Origin of the sequence: Sphingoaurantiacus capsulatus (assembly GCF_042648405.1) — a bacterium.
Lineage (GTDB): Bacteria > Pseudomonadota > Alphaproteobacteria > Sphingomonadales > Sphingomonadaceae > Sphingoaurantiacus > Sphingoaurantiacus capsulatus.
In genome coordinates this window covers 286,079-305,934 of sequence record NZ_JBHRXV010000010.1, presented here as the reverse complement: position 1 = coordinate 305,934, position 19,856 = coordinate 286,079, and the positions used below count along the sequence as shown (strand labels likewise).

Genomic DNA, 19,856 nt, shown 5'->3' with positions numbered 1-19,856 from the left:
CACAACAAGCCCACTGAGGGAATCCAAATTCGATTCAGAGGAAAATCATCCCGCTCTAGGCCCGCGCCCGCGCCTGCGGGTACGTTCCGATCACCCGCACCCAGCGGCTGTGGTAGCGCAGCTCGTCGAGCGCCCGTGCGATTGACGGGTCGTCGGGCGAGCCGACGATGTCGGCGTAGAATTCGGCGGCCTGGAAACTGCCGTCACGCATGTAGCTCTCAAGCTTGGTCAGGTTGACGCCGTTGGTGGCGAAGCCGCCGAGCGCCTTGAACAGCGCGGCGGGGACGCTGCGCACCTCGAACATCACCGTCGTCATCAGCCCGCGACCGTCGGCCTTGGGTGTCTCCGGGTCGCGCGCCAGCACGACGAAGCGCGTGGTGTTGTGGTCGGCGTCCTCGATCGCCTCGGCGAGGATATCGAGATCGTAGAGTTCGGCGGCCAGCCGCGAGGCGACGGCGGCGATGCCCGGATTGGCCAGTTCGGCGGCCTTGGCGGCAGCGCCGGCGGTGTCGGCGAAGGCGACCGGCTTGATGCCCCAGTCGCGCAGGCGTTTCCGCGCCTGGCCGAGCGCCTGCGGGTGCGACAGCGCTTCGCGCACGTCCTCTCGGCGCGCGCCCTTCGGCCCGAGCAGACAGTGGCTGACGCGCACGAAATGCTCGGCGACGATCGATAGCCCGGATTCGGGCAGCAGGAAGTGAATGTCGGCGACGCGGCCGTGCAGCGAATTCTCGATGGGGATCACCGCGCGGCCGGCGCGGCCGGTCTTCACCGCCTCCAGCGCCTCGTCGAACGAAAAGCAGGGCATCGTCGGGGCGTCGGGAAACAGCTCGCGCGTCGCCTGGTGCGAATAGGCGCCGGGCGCGCCCTGGAAGGCGACGGCGCGGGCCGGATCGGCTTCGGCGGCGGCGGCAAGCCCGACAATGATGTCGTGCGCGAGCTTCGGGTAATTCTCCATGACGGCGGCGCTTATCGCCGCGCCCTCGCCTCAGGGCAAGCCACGCGCCCAAGCTGCGGCGAACAGGGCCTTGGCAACGGCAGGTCGCCTGACTATGGAGGGCGCAATTTCGCGGGGTAGCCGGAGGCGCTGGTGGACAGTTTCGAGTGGAATAAGATTGCGGGATGGGTGCTTGCCGCCCTTATCGCCGTGCTCGGACTGTCGACGGTCACCGGCATGGTCTATGCGCCGCACAAGCTCGAAAAGCCCGGCTACGTCGTCGAGGGTGTCGAAGTCGAGGGTGAGGCCGGTGGCGCTGCTGCCGAGGCCGAGAAGCCGATCGCCTTCTACCTGGCGACCGCGAACCTCGAGAAGGGCGCCAACAGCTTCAAGAAGTGCGCCGCCTGCCACACGATCAACCAGGGCGGCGCCAACGGCATCGGCCCGAACCTCTATGCGACGGTTGGCAAGAACCACGCGCATATCGCGGGCTTCAGCTATTCGAGCGCGATGCTCGAGACCAAGGGCAAGACCTGGGACTTCGACGCGCTCAACGAGTGGCTGAAGTCGCCGAAGGCCTACATCCCGGGCAACAAGATGAGCTTCGCCGGCCTTGGCAAGCCGCAGGAGCGCGCGGACGTCATCGCCTACCTGAACGCCCAGGGCACGAACCTGCCGTTCCCGGCCGTCCCGGCCGAGGTGGTGGCGGGTGCGCCGGCCGATGCCGGTGCCGCCGCCACCCCGGCCGCCGAGCAGGGCGCCGCGCTGCCGGGCAAGGCCCCGGACGTGCCGGAAGCCGAAGTCAACGCCGCGACCGTCGCGCAGCCGCAGAACAACCGCGGCGGCCCGGGCGCGTCGGACATCACCGGCACCTCGAAGAACGACAAGCAGCAGCAGTAATAAGCGCTGCGGCCCGTCCGAACGTGAAACGGCCCCGCTCGCGCGGGGGCCGTTTTCGTTTGGCGCCGGCCACCACTCCCTCCCGTCATTCCGGCAAAGGCCGGAATCCATGCGACGGTGGCAATGGATCCCGGCCTTCGCCGGGATGACGATGATAGAAGGGGTGAGTAAGCGCTACGCCGCCGACTTCAACCGGTCGCGGTACTTCTCGCGGAATTTCCGCACCTTCGGGCCGACCACGAACGAGCAATAGGGGTTCGAGTCGCCGTTGGTGGCGTAATATTCCTGGTGATAGGCCTCCGCCGGATACCAGCGGGCATCACCATCCTCGATGGTGGTGACGATCGGCGCCGGCCAGTCCGCCTGCGCGGTGCGGATCGCTTCTTCGGCCACCGCGCGCTGTTCGGGCGTGTGCGGGAAGATCGCGGAGCGGTACTGCGTGCCGACGTCGTTGCCCTGGCGGTTCAACGTCGTGGGGTCGTGGACGTGGAACAGGATGTCGAGCAGCTCGGCGTAGCTCACCTGAGCGGGATCGAACTCGATGCGGATCGCCTCGGCATGGCCGGTGTCGCCGTTGCAAATCTGCTTGTAGGTCGGATTGTCGAGGTGGCCGCCGATGTAGCCGCTCTCGACCGACTGAACGCCCTTCAGATCGTCGTAGATCGCCTCGTAGCACCAGAAGCAGCCGGCAGCGAAGGTCGCGGTCTCGGTGGCCATCGTCATCTCCTGTGGAAATCCTTGCCGCCTAGATGCGACCGCGGCAGCCGGCTTTCAACGCTCGGATCGCCATGCCGCTCCCTCCCCGTCCCCGAACCGTAACTTGACCCGTCCGCCGCGGCTTCGCAACATCGGCGCATGTCATTGCTCATCGCGCTTGCCGCCGGCGTCGCCGCCGCCCAGCCGCTCGTCATCGCCCACCGCGGCGCCTCGGGCGACCGCCCCGAACATACGCTCGCCGCTTATGAGCTGGCGATCGACCAGGGCGCCGACTTCATCGAGCCCGACCTGGTGCCGACGAAGGACGGCGTGCTGGTGGCACGGCACGAGAACGAGATTTCGGGCACGACCAACGTCGCCGACCGCCCCGAGTTCGCCCGCCGCAAGGCCACCAAGACGATCGACGGGCAGGAAATCACCGGCTGGTTCACCGAGGATTTCACGCTTGCCGAGCTGAATACGCTGCGCGCGAAGGAGCGCATCCCGCAGCTTCGATCGACGGCCTATGACGGCCAGTATCAGGTGCCGACCTTGAAAGAGGTGATCGCGCTGGTGAAGCGCAAGGAAAAGGCCGCCGGGCGGCGCATCGGCCTCTACCCGGAGACCAAGCACCCCAGCTATTTCGCCGGGCTGAAACTGGCGATGGAGAAGCCGCTGGTCGCCGAGCTGCACGCTGCCGGCTACCGCAAGGCGAGCGACCCGGTGTTCATCCAGTCGTTCGAGATCGACAATCTGCGCGCGCTGAAGGGCATGACCAAGCTGCGGCTGGTGCAGCTGATCGGCGATCTCAACAGCGGCCCGCCCGATCGCAGCGGCATCGGCTATGCGACGATGGTGACGGCGCCGGGCCTGAAGGGCATCGCCGCCTATGCAAGCGGCGTCGGGCCTGAGAAGTCGGCGGTGATCCCGCGCGGCGCCGACGGCAAGCTGGCCGCGCCGACCGCGTTGGTGAAGGACGCGCATGCGGCGGGGCTGGTCGTCCACCCCTACACCTTCCGGCAGGAGAATTACTTCCTGGCCGCCGACTTCAAGAAAGGCGGCGATCCGCGCGCGCACGGCGACCTCGCCGGCGAGGTCTGCGCTTTCCTGAAAGCGGGCGTCGACGGGGTGTTCAGCGACAATCCCGGCTTGGCGGTCGCGGCGGTTAAGAGCTGCAAACCCTAGAGGAAAAGCTCCGCCGCCGCCTCGACAATCGCATCGGCATCGAGCCGATATTCGCGGTAGAGATCGGGCAGATCGCCGGTCTGGCCAAAGCGATCGGTGCCGAGCGGCGACACGCGCTGGCCGCGCACCCCGCCCAGCCACGACAGCGCCGCCGGTGAGCCGTCGATTACGGTGACGAGGCCGGCGGTCGGGCTGAGCGCCGCCAGCAGCCTGGCGGCATGGCTCGGCTCGCCCGCGCTCGCCTTCCAGCGTGCCGCGCGGCTCGCCGACCAGCCGCGGTGCAGCAGGTCGGGTGAGGTCACGGCGAGCAGGCCGATGCCGGGCAGATCGTCCTTCAGCTGTTCCCATGCCGCCAGCGCCTCGGGCATGATCGCGCCGGTGGCGACGATCGCCGCCTCGGCGCCGGGCGCCGGCGCTTTGAGCCAATAGCCGCCCTTCAGCGCGTCGGCCTGCCAGCGGTCGTCGTCGCGCGCGATCTGCTCGAGGCTGCGCGTGGTGAGGCGCAGATAGACCGAGCCGCCGTCGGGCGCCTGCATCAGCGCGAAGGCGTGGCGCATGATCGCCGCCAGCTCGTCGGCGTAGGCCGGTTCGTAATAGGTGAGGTTGGGCTGGCCCATGCCGATCAGCGGCGTGTTGGTCGACTGGTGCGCGCCGCCCTCCGGCCCGAGCGTCACGCCCGAGGGCGTCGCGACGAGGAGGAAGCGCGCGTCCTGGTAGCAGCCATAGTTCAGCGCATCGAGGCCGCGGGCGATGAACGGATCGTAGACGGTGCCGATCGGCAGCAGCCGCGTCCCGAACATCGGTGCCGACAGGCCGAGGGCGGCGAGCATCAGGAACAGATTATGCTCGGCGATGCCCAGCTCGATATGCTGGCCCGCCTTGCCGCCCGACCATTTCTGCGCAGAGGGGATCTTGGCGAGGTGGAAGACGTCGGCGAGGTCCTGCCGCCGGAACAGCCCGCGCTGGTTCACGAACGCGCCGAGATTGGTGCTGACCGTGACGTCGGGCGAGGTGGTGACGATGCGGTCGGCCAGGGGGTGCCCCGACTTGGCGAGATCGAGCAGGATGCGGCCGAAGGCGGCCTGCGTCGACTGCTCGGCGCCCTCGGGCACCGGCAGCACGTCGGGCACCGGCACCGCCTCGAACGCGCGGTCGGCGACCTTGCGGCCGATCACCGACGTATCGACGAAGGATTTCAGGCTGGCGGCGGCATTGTCGCCGAGGCCGGCGTAGGGCGCCCACTCCTCGCCTTCGGCGATGCCGAGGCTGGTGCGGAGCTGCGCGACCTGGCCTGGGTTCATCAGCCCGGCGTGGTTGTCCTTGTGGCCGGCGAACGGCAGGCCATAGCCCTTGATCGTGTAGGCGATGAACAAGGTCGGCTTGTCATCCTGCGCTTGCGCAAAGGCCCCGAGCAATGATTCGACGCAGTGACCGCCCAATCCGGTCATCAGCTTGCCGAGCGCCTCGTCGTCGAAGCTGTCGAGCAGCGCCGCGACGCCCTTGTCCTTGCCGATGTCGGCCACGAGCCGCGCCCGCCACGCCGCGCCGCCCTGATAGGTCAGCGCCGCATATTCGGCGTTGGGGCAGTTATCGATCCAGCGTTCGAGCGCCTGCCCTCCGGGCCGCTTGAACGCCGCCTGCTGCGCCTTGCCGTGCTTCAAGGTGATGACGCGCCAGCCGCAGGTTTCGAAGATGTCATCGAAGCGCGAGAACATGCGATCGGCGGTCGTCGCATCGAGCGACTGCCGGTTGTAGTCGACGATCCACCAGCAGTTGCGGACATCGTGCTTGTACGCCTCGATCAGGCATTCGTAGATATTGCCCTCGTCAAGCTCGGCATCGCCCATCAGCGCGATCATCCGGCCAGCGTCGGCCTCGGCCAGCTGGCCGTGCGCGATCAGATAGTCCTGCACGAGGCTCGCGAAGGCGGTGATCGCGACGCCGAGGCCCACCGATCCGGTCGAGAAATCGACGGGAATCTCGTCCTTGGTGCGGCTCGGGTAGCTTTGCATGCCGCCGAGGCCGCGGAAGCGCTGCAGCTGGTCGAGGCTCTGCGTGCCGAACAGATAGTGGATGGCGTGGAGCAGCGGCCCGGCGTGCGGTTTCACCGCGACGCGGTCGTTGGGGCCGAGCGCGCCGAAATACAGCGCCGCCATGATCGCGCTCATCGAGGCGCATGACGCCTGATGGCCGCCGACCTTCACCCCGTCGCGGCTGTCGCGCAGGTGATTGGCGTTGTGGATGGTCCAGGCCGAGAGCCAGCGGAGGCGCGCATCGAGCGCCTCGATCGCGGCAACGGCTTCGGGATCGATCTGGGGTTTGGCGACCGGCTTGTTCATCGCCCCGCTCTACAATTTCGGCCCCGACTTGTCGAAGGGGTCAGGTTGTGCGGCGCGCCGGGCCGTGCATGCTGAGCCCTGAGATTTCAGGGGAGAGACGCATGGCCGCCTACGAACATTGCACCGTCGAGAAGGACGGCAAGCTGCTGATCGTCACGATCAACCGCTCCGACCGCATGAACGCGGTGCACCCGCCGGCGAACGAGGAGCTGGCGCAGGTATTCGACGATTTCGCCGCCGACCCCGAGCTGTGGGTGGCGATCATCACCGGCGCCGGCGACCGCGCCTTTTGCGCCGGCAACGATCTTCGCTGGCAGGCGGAAGGCAACCGGCTGACGGTGCCCGCCACCGGCTTCGGCGTCTCACCTCGCGCTGGGACCTCGACAAGCCGGTGATCGCCGCAGTGAACGGCGTCGCGATGGGCGGCGGCTTCGAGATCGCGCTGGCCTGCGACATCATCGTGGCGTCGGACAACGCCACTTTCGCGCTGCCGGAGGTGAAGGTCGGCCTCGCCGCGCTGGCCGGCGGCCTGCACCGGCTGCCGCGGCAGATCGGGCTGAAGCAGGCGATGGGCATGATCCTGACCGGCCGCCATGTGCCCGCCGCCGAAGGGCAGAGCCTCGGCTTCGTCAACGAGGTGGTGCCGCAGGCGCAACTGATGGCGGCCGCGCGGCGCTGGGCCGACCTGATCCTCGCCGCCTCGCCGATGTCGGTGCGCGCGTCGAGGGCGGCGGTCACACAGGGCCTCGCCGAGCCAACGCTGCGCACCGCCTATGAAGCGCAAATGCGCTATCCGGCGGTCGGCGCCATGCTGAAGAGCGAGGATTTCGTCGAGGGGCCGATGGCGTTCGCGCAGAAGCGCAAACCCGACTGGAAAGGTCGCTAAGCCCAAAAAAGCGAAGGGCCGCTCTTTCGGAGCGGCCCTTCCATTGTCGTTGCGCGTTCGGCGCTTAAGCGAGACCCCCGCGAGCGGAGAGCCAATGCGTCGATTGCACCTTGAGACAATGAGACACTGGATCACCTCCTTTCGAATGTTTCCGACAGACGCGAATATGAATCCGATTCTTCGCGAGCGAAAGGGGCCTGCGGCGAAATGAGCAGCGGGGGTGGCGCGGAAGCCTCACTGCGGGCGGTCCATGTCGGCCGCATCGCCCCGCTGGGGCCGGTGCCGAGCGCTTTTTTCAAGCAGCCGGTTTCCGGTCGTGTCGCCGCCGGGCCGCTCGGCCTCGCTGGCGACGAGCAGGCGGACAAGAAGGTGCACGGCGGGCACGACAAGGCGGTCTACGCCTATCCGTCGGAGGGCTACACCGCTTGGATCGAGGATTTCCCGGCGCGGGCGCGCACCCTGGTGCCCGGCGGCATGGGCGAGAATCTCGTCACCTCGGGCCTCAGCGAGGACGAGATCCACATCGGCGACGTGCTGCGCATCGGCAGCGCGACTTTGCAGGTGACGCAGCCGCGCCAGCCCTGCTTCAAGCTCGGCCTCTATCACCGCGAACCGAAGATGGTGCGTCGGATGATCGAAACGGCGCGCTGCGGCTGGTATCTGCGCGTGCTTGAGGCGGGCGACCTCGGCGCCGGCGACCGCATCGAGGTGATCGAGCGGCAGGAGAAGGGCTGGACGGTGCGGCGCTTCGCGGCGCTGATCGCGCAGAAGACGCTCGATACCGAGACGCTCGCCGAGATCGTCGCCATGCCCGGCCTCGCCGAAAGCTGGCAGATGAAGGCGCTCGGCCTGCTCGCGCAGATGAAGGGCGTCCACCAGCCGCAGTGACGAACGCCGCGCCGCGCGGCATACTGCGCCCGTCCTTGGGGGGTATGCGTACATGATGAAGCTGTCGAAGGGCCGGCTGGCACTTACCGTCGCCCTGACCTTGCTTTCCGCCTGCGGTGGCGGCGGCAGCAGCGGCGGGACCGCGACTCCCCCGCCCAGCGGCGGGGGCGGCGGAGGCGGCGGCGGCTCATCGGGCGGCCAGAGCGCGACCTGCAGCCTGCTCGCCCGCCAGCAATGGGCCGATGGCGTGCTGCGCGAATGGTATCTGTTCCCCGAGACGCTGCCCGGCAGCCTCAGCCCGGCGGGCTATTCGACGGTTGAGGATTATATCGACGCGCTCACCCTCAACGCGCGCAACCAGCGCCGTGACCGCTATTCCACCTATCTGACCTCGATCGCCGAGGAGAATGCCTTCTTCGCCTCGGGGGCCAGCGCCGGCTTCGGCTTCCGCGTCTCGACCGACAGCATCAACCGCCGCGCCTTCATCATGGAGACGTTCGAGGATACCCCCGCCTTCACCGCCGGCATCGAGCGCGGCGACGAGATCGTGGCGATCGGGGCCAGCACATCGAGCCTGCAATCGGTGTCGACGATCATCTCGAACGGCGGCTCGAACGCCGTCACCAACGCGCTCGGCGCCAACACGGCGGGGATGACGCGCGTGCTGCGGATCAGCGGCGCGGCGGGCACGCGCGACCTCACCCTTACCAAGGCCGATTATTCGCTGACGCCGGTGTCGTCGCGCTATGGCGCGCGGATCATTCAGGATGGCGCGAAGAAGGTCGGCTACCTCAACTTGCGCACCTTCATCACTGCCGCCAACCCGCAACTGCGCTTCGCCTTTGACACCTTCCGGCGCGAGGGCGTCACCGAGCTGATCGTCGATTTCCGCTACAATGGCGGCGGCCTGATCTCGACCGCCGAACTGCTCGGCGACCTGCTCGGCGGCAATCGCGCGTCGAGCGAAGTCTTCTCGTCGTTCGTCTACCGGCCGGAAAAGTCGAGCAACAACAGCACGCACCGCTTCGTGGCGCAGCCGGAATCGGTGTCGCCGACGCGGATCGCCTTCATCACCACCGGCGCCTCCGCCTCGGCGAGCGAAGTGGTGATCAACGGCATGCTGCCCTATCTCGGCGACAATCTCGGCATGATCGGCGCCAACAGCTTCGGCAAGCCGGTCGGCCAGGTCGCGATCGACCGCAGCGCCTGCGACGACCGCCTGCGCGTCGTCGCCTTCAGCAGCCGCAACTCCGCCAATTCCGACGCCTATTACGACGGCCTCGCCTCAACCGTCCGCCGCACCTGCCGCGCCACCGACGACCTGACCCGTCCGCTGGGCGATGCACAGGAGTCCTCGGTGCGCCAAGCCCTCGACTTCCTCGCGGGGCGCACCTGCACACCGATCGCGACGGGCCAGACGGCGATGGCGGCAGTCGAGGGCCGCACGAAACTGGAGCTGCTGACGCCGGAAGATGCCGACGTCACACAGCGCGAGGTGCCGGGGGCGTTCTAAGCGGTCGAAAATTGGTGGGCCCGGAGGGATTCGAACCCCCAACCAAGCCGTTATGAGCGGCCAGCTCTACCATTGAGCTACAGGCCCGTCGCCGGAGCGTCCTTCGGTTACCGTGGCCCTTCGGCGGCGGCAAGCACCTCCTCGACGCTCACCGGATCGACCCCGGCGCGGGCGAGGAAGCCGAAGACGCCGTCGAACCAGGCGTAGAAGCGCTTGAGGTCGGCGGCGTCGCGCACATAGGGCGTGTGCCCCGGCTCGACCGAGGGCGAGTGGAAGCTGATGCTGATGAGGCGCGTGNGGGCGAGTGGAAGCTGATGCTGATGAGGCGCGTGCCGCCGTCGAGCAGCAGGCGCAGCGCCATCAGCGCCTCTTCGAGGGGAATGCCCTCAGGCGTCAGCGCCACGCGATTGACCGCGCGGCTGCGGTTCAAAAGCGCGCGCACCGCGGGGAAGCGGGCGCCGAGGCGAAACAGCGGTTCGCCGAGGTGACGCAGGCCGCCGAGGAAGGCGGTGGTCAGCGGCACCTCGAGGATGCGGCGTTCGGGGCTGGTCCAATAGGGCGCGGCATAGGCGTCCTCGAAATTGGGGCCGCCCTCGTCGGTGTAGGCGAACAGCGGGCGCACCGAGGCGTCGATGCGGTAGCCGGCCTCATCGAGCAGCGCCTCGGTATTGGGGCCGATGCCATAGCGGCCGGCGCGGTAGATGATCGGCTGCACGCCGAAGCTCGTCCGGATCGCCTCGGTCAGCTCGCCGAGCTTCGCGCGCTCGGTGCGGCGCGGCAGATTGCCGGGGAAGCTGTTGCGGACGTCGATCGCCTCGTCGAACGGCGGGTTCACCCACGGGTGAAGCTGCGCGCCGACGCTCGCCTCGCCGTCGGCGAGGAAACGGTTGATGACGGCGACGCTCTCCGGCGTCGTCGCCACCGGATAATCGACGAGATAGGCGGGCTTCACCCCGAAGCCGCGCAAGTGCGCGTGAGCGGTCGGCAGGGCCTTCACCGCTTGCACCGAAGTCGCGTCGCGCCGCTTCGGCTGGGTCCAGTCGAACTCTTCCTCGGTATCGACGGTCACCAGCACGCGGCGGCCGAAGGCGGCAGGGAAATCGACATGGAGGGAGGGTGACGCGGTCAGCACCGGCCCACCGGTAAACCTCTGCCCGACACAAGAAAAGAGGGGCCGACGCACGGCGGCGCCGGCCCGAAAGTCATGAAGGGAAATCCCGTCAGGAGGACGGGGAGGGCCCCCGGCACAAGGGAGGGAGGGAGGAGTGCCGGGGGCCTCGTTCGGAGCCGCGGGGAGGGAGGTGCGGCTTCACGACCGGTTCGCTGCAGTGCAGCAACAATCCCCATATGCTCGTGCTTGAGTGATTTGAGCAGGTGTCGAAACGCTATCGCAGCTATGCAGCCGTTGCATGGGACGCAAGGCGTGCGGTGTCGAGCGCCTGCGGCGTCATCCGCTTGACGATGAAATCGCGCAGCACCGCGACGCGTACCGACGTGCGAAGTTCCGGCGGATAGACGAAGAAGGTGCGGAACACCGGCCCTTGCATATGCGTCAGGATCGGCCGGACTTTGCCCGAGAAATCGACGAGATAGCTCGGCAGCGCCGCGATACCGACGCCGGCCTCCGCCGCCTGCAGCAGCCCGAAGATGTTGTTCACGGTGAGCACCGGCACGCGCGGCGGGCCGCTATGGCCGACGTCGAGGATCCAGTTGACGCCGCGGATCGGGTTGGGCGCCAGCGGGCCATAGGCGACGAGCCGGTGGTTATCGAGATCCTCGGCGACCTGCGGCGTGCCATGCTTTTCCAGATAGTCGGGCGAGGCGCACAGCCAGTAGCGCACCGGCGCCAGCGCCTTCTGGATGTGGTCCGACTGGTGCGGCGCGTGGAAGCGGATGGCGACGTCGGCCTCGCGCTTCGACAGGTCGAGATCGTCGTCGGACAGCATCAGGTCGACGTTGATGTCCGGGTAGAGCTCAAGGAAATCCTTCAGCTGCCGCGCCAGCCAGGTCGAGCCGAAGCTGACCGTGGTGGTCAGCCGGATTTCGCCGGTCGGCCGCTCGCGCGAGAATTCGATGCCCTGCTGCGTCCGCTCGATGCGGTCCTGCATCTCGTGCGTCGCGTCGTGGAGCTGCTCGCCCTCGTGCGTCATCGCGAGGCCGCGGGCATGGCGGTGGAACAGCTTGGCGCCAAGCTGCGTCTCGAGCCCCTGGATCTGCCGCGACAGCGCAGGCTGGCTCATGTGCAGCCGCCGCGCCGCCTCGGTGAAGCTTCCCGCTTCGGCGACGCAGTGGAACAGCCGCAGCTTCTCCCAATCGAGCTGCATCCCTCCCCCTTCTCCCGCGGCTACTCGGCCGCGGCGGTTCGCACCGCGGCGTCCACGTCATGCGCGGCGTCGGCGGCGATTTCGGTGGTGGCGTGGTGCGCGAGGAAGCGCTCGGCCTCCAGCGCCGCCATGCAGCCCATGCCGGCGGCGGTGACCGCCTGGCGGAAAATCTTGTCCTTCACGTCGCCGGCGGCGAACACGCCCGGAATGTTGGTCGCGGTCGAATCGGGCGCGGTGACGATATAGCCGTCCTCGTCCATGCTGACCTGGCCCTTGAACAGCTCGGTCGCCGGGTCGTGGCCGATGGCGATGAACAGGCCGTCGACCGCCAGCTCCTTCCCCGCCCCGCCGGTGGTCGAGCCGAGCGTGATCGCGGTGACGCCCGGCGGGTTCTGCGTGCCGAGCACGTCGGTAACCTCGGCGTTCCAGATCATCTCGATCTTCGGATTGGCGAACAGGCGCGACTGGTTGACCTTGTCGGCGCGCAGCCCTTCGCGGCGGTGGATGAGGTAGACCTTCGACGCGAAGTTGGTGAGGAACAGCGCTTCCTCGACCGCGGTGTTGCCGCCGCCGACCACCGCGACCACCTTGCCGCGATAGAAGAAGCCGTCGCAGGTGGCGCAGGCCGACACGCCGAAGCCGCGGAACTTGGTCTCCGACGGCAGACCGAGCCAGCGCGCCTGCGCGCCGGTGCAGATGACGACGGTGTCGCCCTGATACTCAGTGCCCGAATCGCCGATGGCGACGAACGGGCGCTTCGACAGATCGACCGAGATAATGGTGTCGGAGATCAGCTCGGCGCCGACATGCTGCGCCTGCTCGGCCATCTTCACCATGAGATCGGGGCCCATGATCGACACTTCGCCGGGCCAGTTTTCAACATCGGTGGTGACGGTGAGCTGGCCGCCGGGCTGGATGCCCTGCACCAGCACCGGATTGAGCGCGGCGCGCGCCGCATAGACGGCGGCGGTGTAGCCGGCGGGGCCGGACCCGATGACGAGGACGCGGCTGTGCTTGATCTGGCTCATGGAGGAACGACCCTGACGAAACGAAAATGAAGTCGGTTCGTATCTAGGCGCTTTGATCCCCGTTTGCGACTGGTTGTTCGCCTTCTTCGGCGCCGGGAAGCGTCAGGGTGAAGCGCTGCGGCTCGATCGCGAAGGTGCCGCCCATCGCCTCGCCGAGCTGGCGGACGAGACGGAGGCCAAAGCCGAGCCCGAGCAGCGGCGCGGCGCTGACATCGCCGGCGACGGTCGCGGTATCGAGCAAGCGATCGGGCGGCAGATCGTCGAGCGCGCTGGGGCGGGTGACGAACAGGCGCAGCGCGCCGCCGGCCCGCTGGACGCCAAGCAGCAAGGTCTCGCCGCTTTCCGCCACCGCGATCAGCGCCGCCAGAAGCCGGCGGACGGCGCGATCGAGCGTGCGTTCGTCGGCGATGGCGGCGGGCAGGCTTGGCGCAAGGGTGACCGCGATCGACACGCCGCGGCTGGCGGCGAGCGCGCGGTGGCGTTCGGCGGCGCGTTCGACGAGGGCGGCGACATCGACCGCCGCAGGATCGACCGACCAGTGGCCGCGGTCGAGCCGCGCGGCGTCGGTCAGGTCGTCAAGCGCGGCAAGCAGGCGCTGGGCATTGTCGAGAATGGCGGCGGCGCGGCGGCGATAGGCCTCGGGCGCTTCGCCCAAGGTCTCGCTCTCGATCATCTGCGCGAAGCCCATGATCGCGTTCAAGGGCGAGCGCACCTCATGCGCGACCTTGGCGAGGCCATCGCTTGACGCCCCCGTGCCGAACAGGCCGGTCGCCTCAACCGATTGCGCGGTACCTCGATAGCCAAGGAAGCGGCCGCTGCCGCGTTCGAAGAAGGGCACGCCCGCGAGCGTGCAGGTGCCGGTATCGATGCCGCGAAAGGCGGAGCGGCGGGTGAATGGCGCCCAGATCGCATCGGCGCCGTCGAGGTCGAACAGCCGGTCGCCGACCGCCAGCGGCGCCTTGCCGTCAACGAATACCAGCGTCCCCTGCGCGTCGCATTCCCAGCGCCAGTCGCCGGCCAGCGCCGCCAGTTCGACGGGCGGTAGCGGCGCGAGCGGCTTGTATCCGGCATCGGGCGTCGATTCGGGGCGCGAGCGGCCAACAGCGAGCAGACGCCGCGCCTCGTCGGGCAGCTCGGCGGCGAGCACCTGCCATTCCGGCTCGTCGAGGCGGACCAGCGCGGCGAGCGCGAGCAGCTCGGCGGGCGGCTCGTGGCGGAACAGCCAGAGCATGGTGCGGTCGGGCCAGTGTGCGGCGGCCAGCCGCAGCGCCTCGCGCCGCACCGCCTCGGGCACCTGTGGACGGAGCCGCTCAAGCGCCGCCACCGCCTGCACCTGAAGCTCCGGATCGCCGGTGCCCTGCCCGCGGATCAGCAGCTCGGCAATGCGGCGGAAGGCGAGCGTGCGCGAGGTTTCACCCCATGCTTCCGCATGGGGGAGCGCGCGCCGCAACTCCTCCTCGATCGACATCATGCGAGTCTCTAGCATGAAGCGCGCGAGCGATTGGTTAACGCCGATCAACCCTTGCGGATTAGATCGTTGCGCCTGTCCGCAACAATCTTATAGTCGGCGGCATCAACACGCAGGTGTCCTTGCGCATGCCCCAAAACCAGCCGATCCACCTCGACTCGATCGACCGCCAGATCCTGCGCAATTTGCAGGCCGAAGGCCGGGTCACCAACGTCGAGCTGGCATCGCGCGCCGGGCTGACCGCCCCGCCCTGCCTCCGCCGCGTCCGCGCGCTGGAGGAAGGCGGCGTCATCCGCGGCTATCACGCCGATCTCAACCCCGAGACGCTCGGCTACGGCATCATGGTGTTCGCCATGGTGTCGCTGAAGAGCCAGGCCGAGGCCGATCTGCGCGCCTTCGAGGAGCATATCGCGCAGCTCGATCCGGTGCGCGAATGCCATATGCTCAATGGCGAGATCGACTTCGTGCTGAAAATCGTTGCGCATGACCTTCAGGAGTTTCAGCGCTTCCTGACGACGCACCTGACGCCGGCGCCCAACGTCGCGCATGTGAAGACGTCGCTGACCATTCGCACCTCGAAGAACGTCCCCGGCGTCCCCGTCGACGAATAGGCGGCGGCTTCGCGGGGCGTCAGCGCTCGCGCGATCTTCCCGGGACAAAAGAAAGGCGGCGCCGGATCGCTCCGGCGCCGCCCTCTTTCGGTGTCCGTTCGGCCTAGAACTTGAACTTGGCGCCGACGCGGATCTGGTACAGCGACTGACGGCTCTGGAAGCCCTCGATCGGCGCCGTGACCGCGGAGTAGCGGTACTGGGCGCACGCCTGCGTCGGCAGAGTCGCGATCTGCGCGGTGGTCGGCGTCGTGCCGGTGGCGACCGGCGCGGTCAGGCACTGCACGTCGACGATGCCCGCGGTCTGCGGGAACGCCACCTGGCGCAGCGAGCCCCAGTCGCTGTTGAGGATGTTGAGGAAGTTCTCGACATCCGCGAACAGCTCCACGCGGCTCTTGCCCACGAACGCCGGGATTTCCTGGCCGAAGTGCAGATCGACCTTGAAGAAGTCCGGCGCGGTCTGCGTGTTCTTCGGAATGATCCGGCCACGGAACTTCTCTATGCCCAGCTGGGTCACGAGATTGTCGAAGGCCGTCTGCTGCGCCGCGCTGGCGAAGGAGACCAGCGCATCGGTGCCCGCGGTCGGAACGTAGAGGAGGCCGCGGCCACCGTTGCCGACGGTGCCGAGGACCGCCGAGCGACCCGACGAGCGGTCGATGCCGACGACGCTGTACGGACGACCCGAGCGATACTCGCCGAACAGGCTGAAGCGCGTCTTGTAGTCACCGAAGAACGCGTGGTTGTAGTCGACCGAGAACTTGTACTGGTCGCGGATCTGGTATGCCGAGGTACCGTAGGCCGCGAAGTTCGGGTCGAGGAACGCGTTGTTGCCGTAGTTCGAGCCCGCCGTCGACGAGGTGATGGCGTTGGTGTCCTTGATGTCCGAGCGCGTGTAGCTGACGCCCGTGTTCAACGACGGCGACCACTCCTTGTCGACCGAGACGACACCGATCATCGACCGGCCCTGGCTGCTGTTGGTGAGCAGCAGGTCCTGGTTGGTCGTCGCCACGCCGCCGCGCGGGCCGTAGCGGGTACGGCCGTCCGGCAGGGTGCCGATCGGCACCGAGCGCAGGTCGGTGTAGGTGTAGCCGTTGATGACCTCTCCGTAGAGAAGGTCGACGCCGAAGGTCCAGCCGTCGCCGAAGGTGCCGCCCCAGTCGGCCGCATACTTGCCCGACAGGGTGGCGCGGAACTGCTTGGCGACCTTCAGGTCCGGATCGACCGCGTTGACCGGCGCGGTGGCCAGCGACGCGACGTTGGTCGTCAGGAAGCTGGTCAGCGAGGTCGGGAACGAACGGCCCGTGACGCCCGTCAGCGCGCCGCAGGTGTTGCCCGACGCCACGCAGTTGGCGGCGTTGATGTCGACCTGGTTGGTCAGCAGGCCCGTGTTCGAGAAGCTGTTCGACAGGAACACGTCCGGGGTGCCGCCGGCGAAGATGCCCGCGCCGCCGCGAATGACGATGTTGTCGGCCGCCTGCCAGTTGAAGCCGAAGCGCGGCTGGAAGGCCGAGCGCCCCTTGAACGTCTCGCGGTTCGAGAAACCATTACGGGCCAGGAAGTTCGGGTTGGCCGAAGGCGTGTCGCCGCTGTCATAGAGATCGAAGCGAGCACCGTAGGTCACCTGCAGCTCGGGGAGGATGTCCCACTCGTCCTGCAGACCGAAGGTGTAGGTCGAGGTGCTGAACAGCGCCGCGGCATCGGCCGGGTCGAGGCTCGGCACCGCGCCGCCGAGGCGGACGCGACCAGCGCTGCGCGCCTGGAACGCCGCGATCGAGTCGAAGTAGACGTCGCCGAGCGAGCGCTGCAGGAACAGGTTGTAGACGTCGACATTGGTGTAGCCGACCGTACCCTTGAAGGTGTGGTCGCCGGCCTGCTTGCGCGCCGTGAAGTCGAACGACATCGTCTCGGTGTTCAGGTCGTTCGACTGGCGGCTGACGTCCGGGCCGAAGAACAGGCGCGAACCGCCGCACGAGGTCGCCGCACCGACGCTGGTCGGATCAAGGCAGACTTCGAACTGGGCGAAGTCGCGGCCGCCGAACGGCGTCTGGTCGCGGTTATAGTCGCGATAGCTCGCGCGAACCTCGGTCGAGAAGGTGTCGGTCCACTGCGAGTTCAGCTGAAGCACGCCCGAGTTGACCTCTTCGGCGAGCTCATAGCCGTTCGACTGGAGGCCGAGCGCCTGCGGCGGCGTCAGGAAGGTGTTCTGCTGGAACTGCTGCGTACCGACGTTGCGGATGTAGGTCAGCGACACGCGGTGGTCGTCAGCGACGTTCCAGTCGAGCTTGCCGACGATCTTCTCGTCTTCCTCGACAGCGTTCTGGATCAGGCCGAGCGTGTCGTAGCCGTAAACCGTCTGCGCGATCTGGGTCACCTGGGCGACCTGCGCCTCGGTGATGCCGGGAACCTGGTTGGCGAAGCCCGGGCCGACGCCGTCGTCGAACGGATCTGATTCCTTCAGCTTCTCGTAGCCGACCATGAAGAACAGCTTGTCCTTGACGATCGGGCCGGCGAGCAGGCCGCCGTACTGCTTCGAATCGAACTTCAGGTTGATGTCGCCGTTCGGGTTCGTCGCGGTGACGGCATACTTCGACTTGTTACCGGTCAGGCTGTCGTCGGTGTAGGTGTAGAAGGCCGAGCCCGAGAAATCATTGGTGCCCGAGCGCAGCACGACGTTGATCGCGCCACCCTGGAAATCGCCTTCCGACACGTCGTACGGCGCGACCTGCACGGTCAGCTGCTCGATGGCGTCGTACGGCACCGGGCCGCGCGAGGTCGGCAGACCGCCGTTGTTGAGGCCGAAGTCGTCCGAGAACTGCACGCCGTCAACCGAGAAGCGGTTCAGGCGGCCGTTCTGGCCGGCGATCTCGACGGTGCGGCTGTTGGTCGGATCGATCGTCGCGAACGGGTCGCGGCGGACGAGGTCGCGGATGTCGCGGTTGACCGAGGCGACGCCTTCGATCGCTTCCTGATCCAGGACGGTCGCCGGGCCGGCGGCGAGCTGGATCGAGCTGCTCTGGCGCGAGCCGGTGACGGTGATCGTCTCGGCGGCGCTGAACAGCGTCACTTCGAGACGGGCCGGGGCGCCGGCGCTGATGCTGGGGACGGTGTCGGTGACGGTCTCGAGACCCGACGAGGCGACGGTGACCTCGTACGGGCCGCCGACGCGCAGACCGGCGGCGTTGAACGCGCCTTCATTATTGGTGGTCGACGTCGAGGTCGTGCCCGACGGCGTGTGCTTCACCGTGACGGTGGCGTTGGCAACCGCGTTGCCCGCACTGTCGCTGACCGAGCCGCGAATGGTGCCGGTAGTTTCCTGAGCATAGACCGCCGTCGAGGCGACCAGCAGCGCGCCGATGGCGCAACCGAGCCGAAGAGAACGCATGTGAGTTTTCCCCCAGTTTGAGACTGTGAATTTATGCTTTGTCGGGCCGATGCTCGACTTGCGGCGGCTTGTGAAGTCGGATTGTGACAGTCCGGCGACGCCCTTAGTGCAGCGCAGCATTTTCGCATTCGACTCTTGGCGAGCGTGTCCCGGAAGCCACATCGAATCGGCGCTTTCCCGACCGTTTTGGGGGAATCCGGGGGTCGCGACGTATAAATGCTGCGACTCGGGCAAGTGACGGTTCGCCGCCGTGACGCCCGCGGTGTGATCGGGTAGAGGAGCGCGTCAGCCGCCGTTCAGGCGGACGGGGCTATTGCCTCGCGTGGGCTTGTGCGCGAAAGCCAGCAAGCCGTGCGTGGGGACATGGGGTTTTGGGAGACTTGAATGCGTTTGCGTAATGCCGGCCGGATGCTGACTGCCGCCGCCGCCCTCGCGGCGATGCCGCTCGTCGCGCAGGAAGCCGGCACGATCGTCGGGGCCAACGACCCGGTCACCATGCTCGGCCGCCTCGACCCGTCAGTTCGCAAGGCGACCGCGATCGTCAACGGCGATGTCATTACCGACACCGATGTCGAGCAGCGCCTCAACCTCGTGCTCGCCGCCAACCAGGGCCGCATCGACGCGCAGGAGCGCGAGCGGTTGCGGCTGCAGGTGCTGCGCAACCTGATCGACGAGAAGCTGCAGGTGCAGGAAGCCGCCGAGAATGAGGTGACTATCGACCCCAAGGAGGTCACCGACGCCCTGACCCGCGTCGCCGGCAACTTCAAGCAGACCCCGACGCAGTTCGCCGACTATCTGAAGGCGCGCGGCACCTCGACGATGTCGCTGCGCGGCCAGATCCACGCCGAATTGGCCTGGAGCCGCCTGCTGCGCCGCCGCATCGAGCCGTTCGTCAACGTCGGCGATGACGAGGTGCAGGCGCTGATCGACCGGCTGGAAGCCACCAAAGGCCAGGAGCAATTCCGCGTCGGCGAAATCTTTCTTGCCGCTACGCCGGAGAATGAGGCCGAAGTTACCGCGGGCGCCCAGCGCATCGTCGAACAGGTGAAGCGCGGCGCCTCGTTCATCGCCTATGCTCGCCAGTTCTCGGAAAGCTCGACCGCCTCGGTCGGCGGTGACCTCGGCTATGTCCAGCCGGCGCAGCTGTCGCAGCCGGTGCAGACGGCGCTCGCCTCCTTAAGCGAAGGCCAGGTGAGCGAGCCGATCCGCGTCACCGGCGGCGTGATGATCGTCGCGCTGATCGACAAGCGGCAGGCGATGACCGCCGATCCCGATGCCGCGCTGCTCAGCCTGAAGCAGATCAGCGTCGACCTGAAGCCGACCACGCCGCGCGCCGAGGCGGAGCGGTTGGTGAAGACGCTTCAGGAGCGCACCCAGTCGATGGGCGGCTGTGGCCGCGCCGAGGAAGTCGGCGGCGAGATCGGCGCCGAAGTCGTGTCGAACGACCAGGTCCGCATCCGCGACCTGCCGGCGCCGCTTCAGACGATGATGCGCGACATGCAGATCGGCCAGGCGACGCCGCCGTTCGGTTCGCCCGAGGAAGGCATTCGCGTGCTGGTGCTCTGCGGCCGCGACGACGCGCCCGACGTGGCCGGGCCGTCGTTCGACCAGGTCTATGCGCAGCTCGAGGAAGAGCGCGTCGGCCGTGCCGCCCGCCGCTACCTGCGCGATCTTCGTCGCGATGCCATCGTGGACTACCGCTAGG

General features: G+C 67.8%; 15 protein-coding genes and 1 tRNA gene. 8 read left to right on the top strand and 8 right to left on the bottom strand.

What is annotated here, in order from left to right:
• Window positions 1-55: 55 nt before the first annotated feature.
• On the bottom strand, window positions 56-955 hold the full coding sequence (locus ACFOMD_RS12115; RefSeq protein WP_380861691.1) for a prephenate dehydratase: 900 nt from the start codon (window positions 953-955) through the stop codon (window positions 56-58).
• A 168-nt stretch (window positions 956-1,123) separates the two neighbouring features.
• Here ACFOMD_RS12115 and ACFOMD_RS12110 point away from each other — a divergent pair, with 168 nt between their 5' ends.
• The gene (locus ACFOMD_RS12110) at window positions 1,124-1,834 is read left to right on the top strand and encodes a c-type cytochrome (protein ID WP_380861689.1); all 711 of its coding nucleotides are present in this window, start codon (window positions 1,124-1,126) and stop codon (window positions 1,832-1,834) included.
• Window positions 1,835-2,008: 174 nt separating this feature from the next.
• Here the strand turns inward: ACFOMD_RS12110 and msrA are convergent, their stop codons facing one another.
• The gene (gene msrA / locus ACFOMD_RS12105) at window positions 2,009-2,551 is read right to left on the bottom strand and encodes a peptide-methionine (S)-S-oxide reductase MsrA (protein ID WP_380861687.1); all 543 of its coding nucleotides are present in this window, start codon (window positions 2,549-2,551) and stop codon (window positions 2,009-2,011) included.
• Between the two features lie 138 nt (window positions 2,552-2,689).
• Here msrA and ACFOMD_RS12100 point away from each other — a divergent pair, with 138 nt between their 5' ends.
• Window positions 2,690-3,715 (top strand): glycerophosphodiester phosphodiesterase, encoded by a 1,026-nt coding sequence (locus ACFOMD_RS12100; protein ID WP_380861685.1) that lies wholly within the window; start codon window positions 2,690-2,692, stop codon window positions 3,713-3,715.
• Here the strand turns inward: ACFOMD_RS12100 and ACFOMD_RS12095 are convergent.
• Window positions 3,712-6,054 carry a transketolase gene (locus ACFOMD_RS12095; protein WP_380861683.1) on the bottom strand — a complete coding sequence of 781 codons (2,343 nt, stop codon included), beginning with the start codon at window positions 6,052-6,054 and terminating at the stop codon, window positions 3,712-3,714. The two genes, ACFOMD_RS12100 and ACFOMD_RS12095, sit on opposite strands and share 4 nt — an antisense overlap.
• A gap of 101 nt (window positions 6,055-6,155) precedes the next feature.
• Between ACFOMD_RS12095 and ACFOMD_RS12090 the strand changes: the two genes are divergently transcribed.
• The 4 genes from ACFOMD_RS12090 (at window position 6,156) to ACFOMD_RS12075 (ending at window position 9,341) form a co-directional block, all read left to right on the top strand.
• A complete protein-coding gene (locus ACFOMD_RS12090; RefSeq protein WP_380861681.1) occupies window positions 6,156-6,449 on the top strand; it encodes an enoyl-CoA hydratase-related protein in 294 nt (97 codons plus the stop codon).
• Window positions 6,446-6,940 (top strand): enoyl-CoA hydratase-related protein, encoded by a 495-nt coding sequence (locus tag ACFOMD_RS12085; protein ID WP_380861679.1) that lies wholly within the window; start codon window positions 6,446-6,448, stop codon window positions 6,938-6,940. The genes ACFOMD_RS12090 and ACFOMD_RS12085 overlap by 4 nt, the downstream gene beginning before the upstream one ends.
• 207 nt (window positions 6,941-7,147) lie before the next feature.
• Window positions 7,148-7,828 carry an MOSC domain-containing protein gene (locus tag ACFOMD_RS12080; protein ID WP_380861677.1) on the top strand — a complete coding sequence of 227 codons (681 nt, stop codon included), beginning with the start codon at window positions 7,148-7,150 and terminating at the stop codon, window positions 7,826-7,828.
• Window positions 7,829-7,880: 52 nt separating this feature from the next.
• Complete coding sequence (locus ACFOMD_RS12075; RefSeq protein WP_380861675.1) at window positions 7,881-9,341, top strand: S41 family peptidase; 1,461 nt, start codon at window positions 7,881-7,883, stop codon at window positions 9,339-9,341.
• A 12-nt stretch (window positions 9,342-9,353) separates the two neighbouring features.
• Here the strand turns inward: ACFOMD_RS12075 and ACFOMD_RS12070 are convergent.
• The 4 genes from ACFOMD_RS12070 to ACFOMD_RS12055 all read right to left on the bottom strand — a co-directional run bounded on the left by ACFOMD_RS12070 (window position 9,354) and on the right by ACFOMD_RS12055 (window position 14,164).
• Window positions 9,354-9,428 (bottom strand) — tRNA-Ile (locus ACFOMD_RS12070).
• A 1,307-nt stretch (window positions 9,429-10,735) separates the two neighbouring features.
• On the bottom strand, window positions 10,736-11,665 hold the full coding sequence (locus ACFOMD_RS12065; protein WP_380861673.1) for a LysR family transcriptional regulator: 930 nt from the start codon (window positions 11,663-11,665) through the stop codon (window positions 10,736-10,738).
• Window positions 11,666-11,685: 20 nt separating this feature from the next.
• Window positions 11,686-12,693, bottom strand: a complete 1,008-nt coding sequence (gene trxB, locus ACFOMD_RS12060; RefSeq protein WP_380861671.1) for a thioredoxin-disulfide reductase — start codon at window positions 12,691-12,693, stop codon at window positions 11,686-11,688.
• A gap of 43 nt (window positions 12,694-12,736) precedes the next feature.
• Entirely contained in the window at window positions 12,737-14,164 is a 1,428-nt protein-coding gene (locus ACFOMD_RS12055) for a sensor histidine kinase (RefSeq protein WP_380861669.1), read from the bottom strand.
• A 125-nt stretch (window positions 14,165-14,289) separates the two neighbouring features.
• On the opposite strand from ACFOMD_RS12055, the gene ACFOMD_RS12050 reads away from it, so the two are divergent.
• Window positions 14,290-14,772: an Lrp/AsnC family transcriptional regulator gene (locus tag ACFOMD_RS12050; RefSeq protein ID WP_380861667.1), complete on the top strand. Its 483-nt coding sequence runs from the start codon at window positions 14,290-14,292 to the stop codon at window positions 14,770-14,772.
• A gap of 103 nt (window positions 14,773-14,875) precedes the next feature.
• Here ACFOMD_RS12050 and ACFOMD_RS12045 read toward each other — a convergent pair whose 3' ends face one another.
• Window positions 14,876-18,151 (bottom strand): TonB-dependent receptor, encoded by a 3,276-nt coding sequence (locus tag ACFOMD_RS12045; protein ID WP_380861665.1) that lies wholly within the window; start codon window positions 18,149-18,151, stop codon window positions 14,876-14,878.
• A gap of 384 nt (window positions 18,152-18,535) precedes the next feature.
• On the opposite strand from ACFOMD_RS12045, the gene ACFOMD_RS12040 reads away from it, so the two are divergent.
• Window positions 18,536-19,855, top strand: coding sequence for a peptidylprolyl isomerase (locus tag ACFOMD_RS12040; RefSeq protein WP_380861663.1), 1,320 nt, complete (start codon window positions 18,536-18,538; stop codon window positions 19,853-19,855).
• Window position 19,856: the final 1 nt, after the last annotated feature.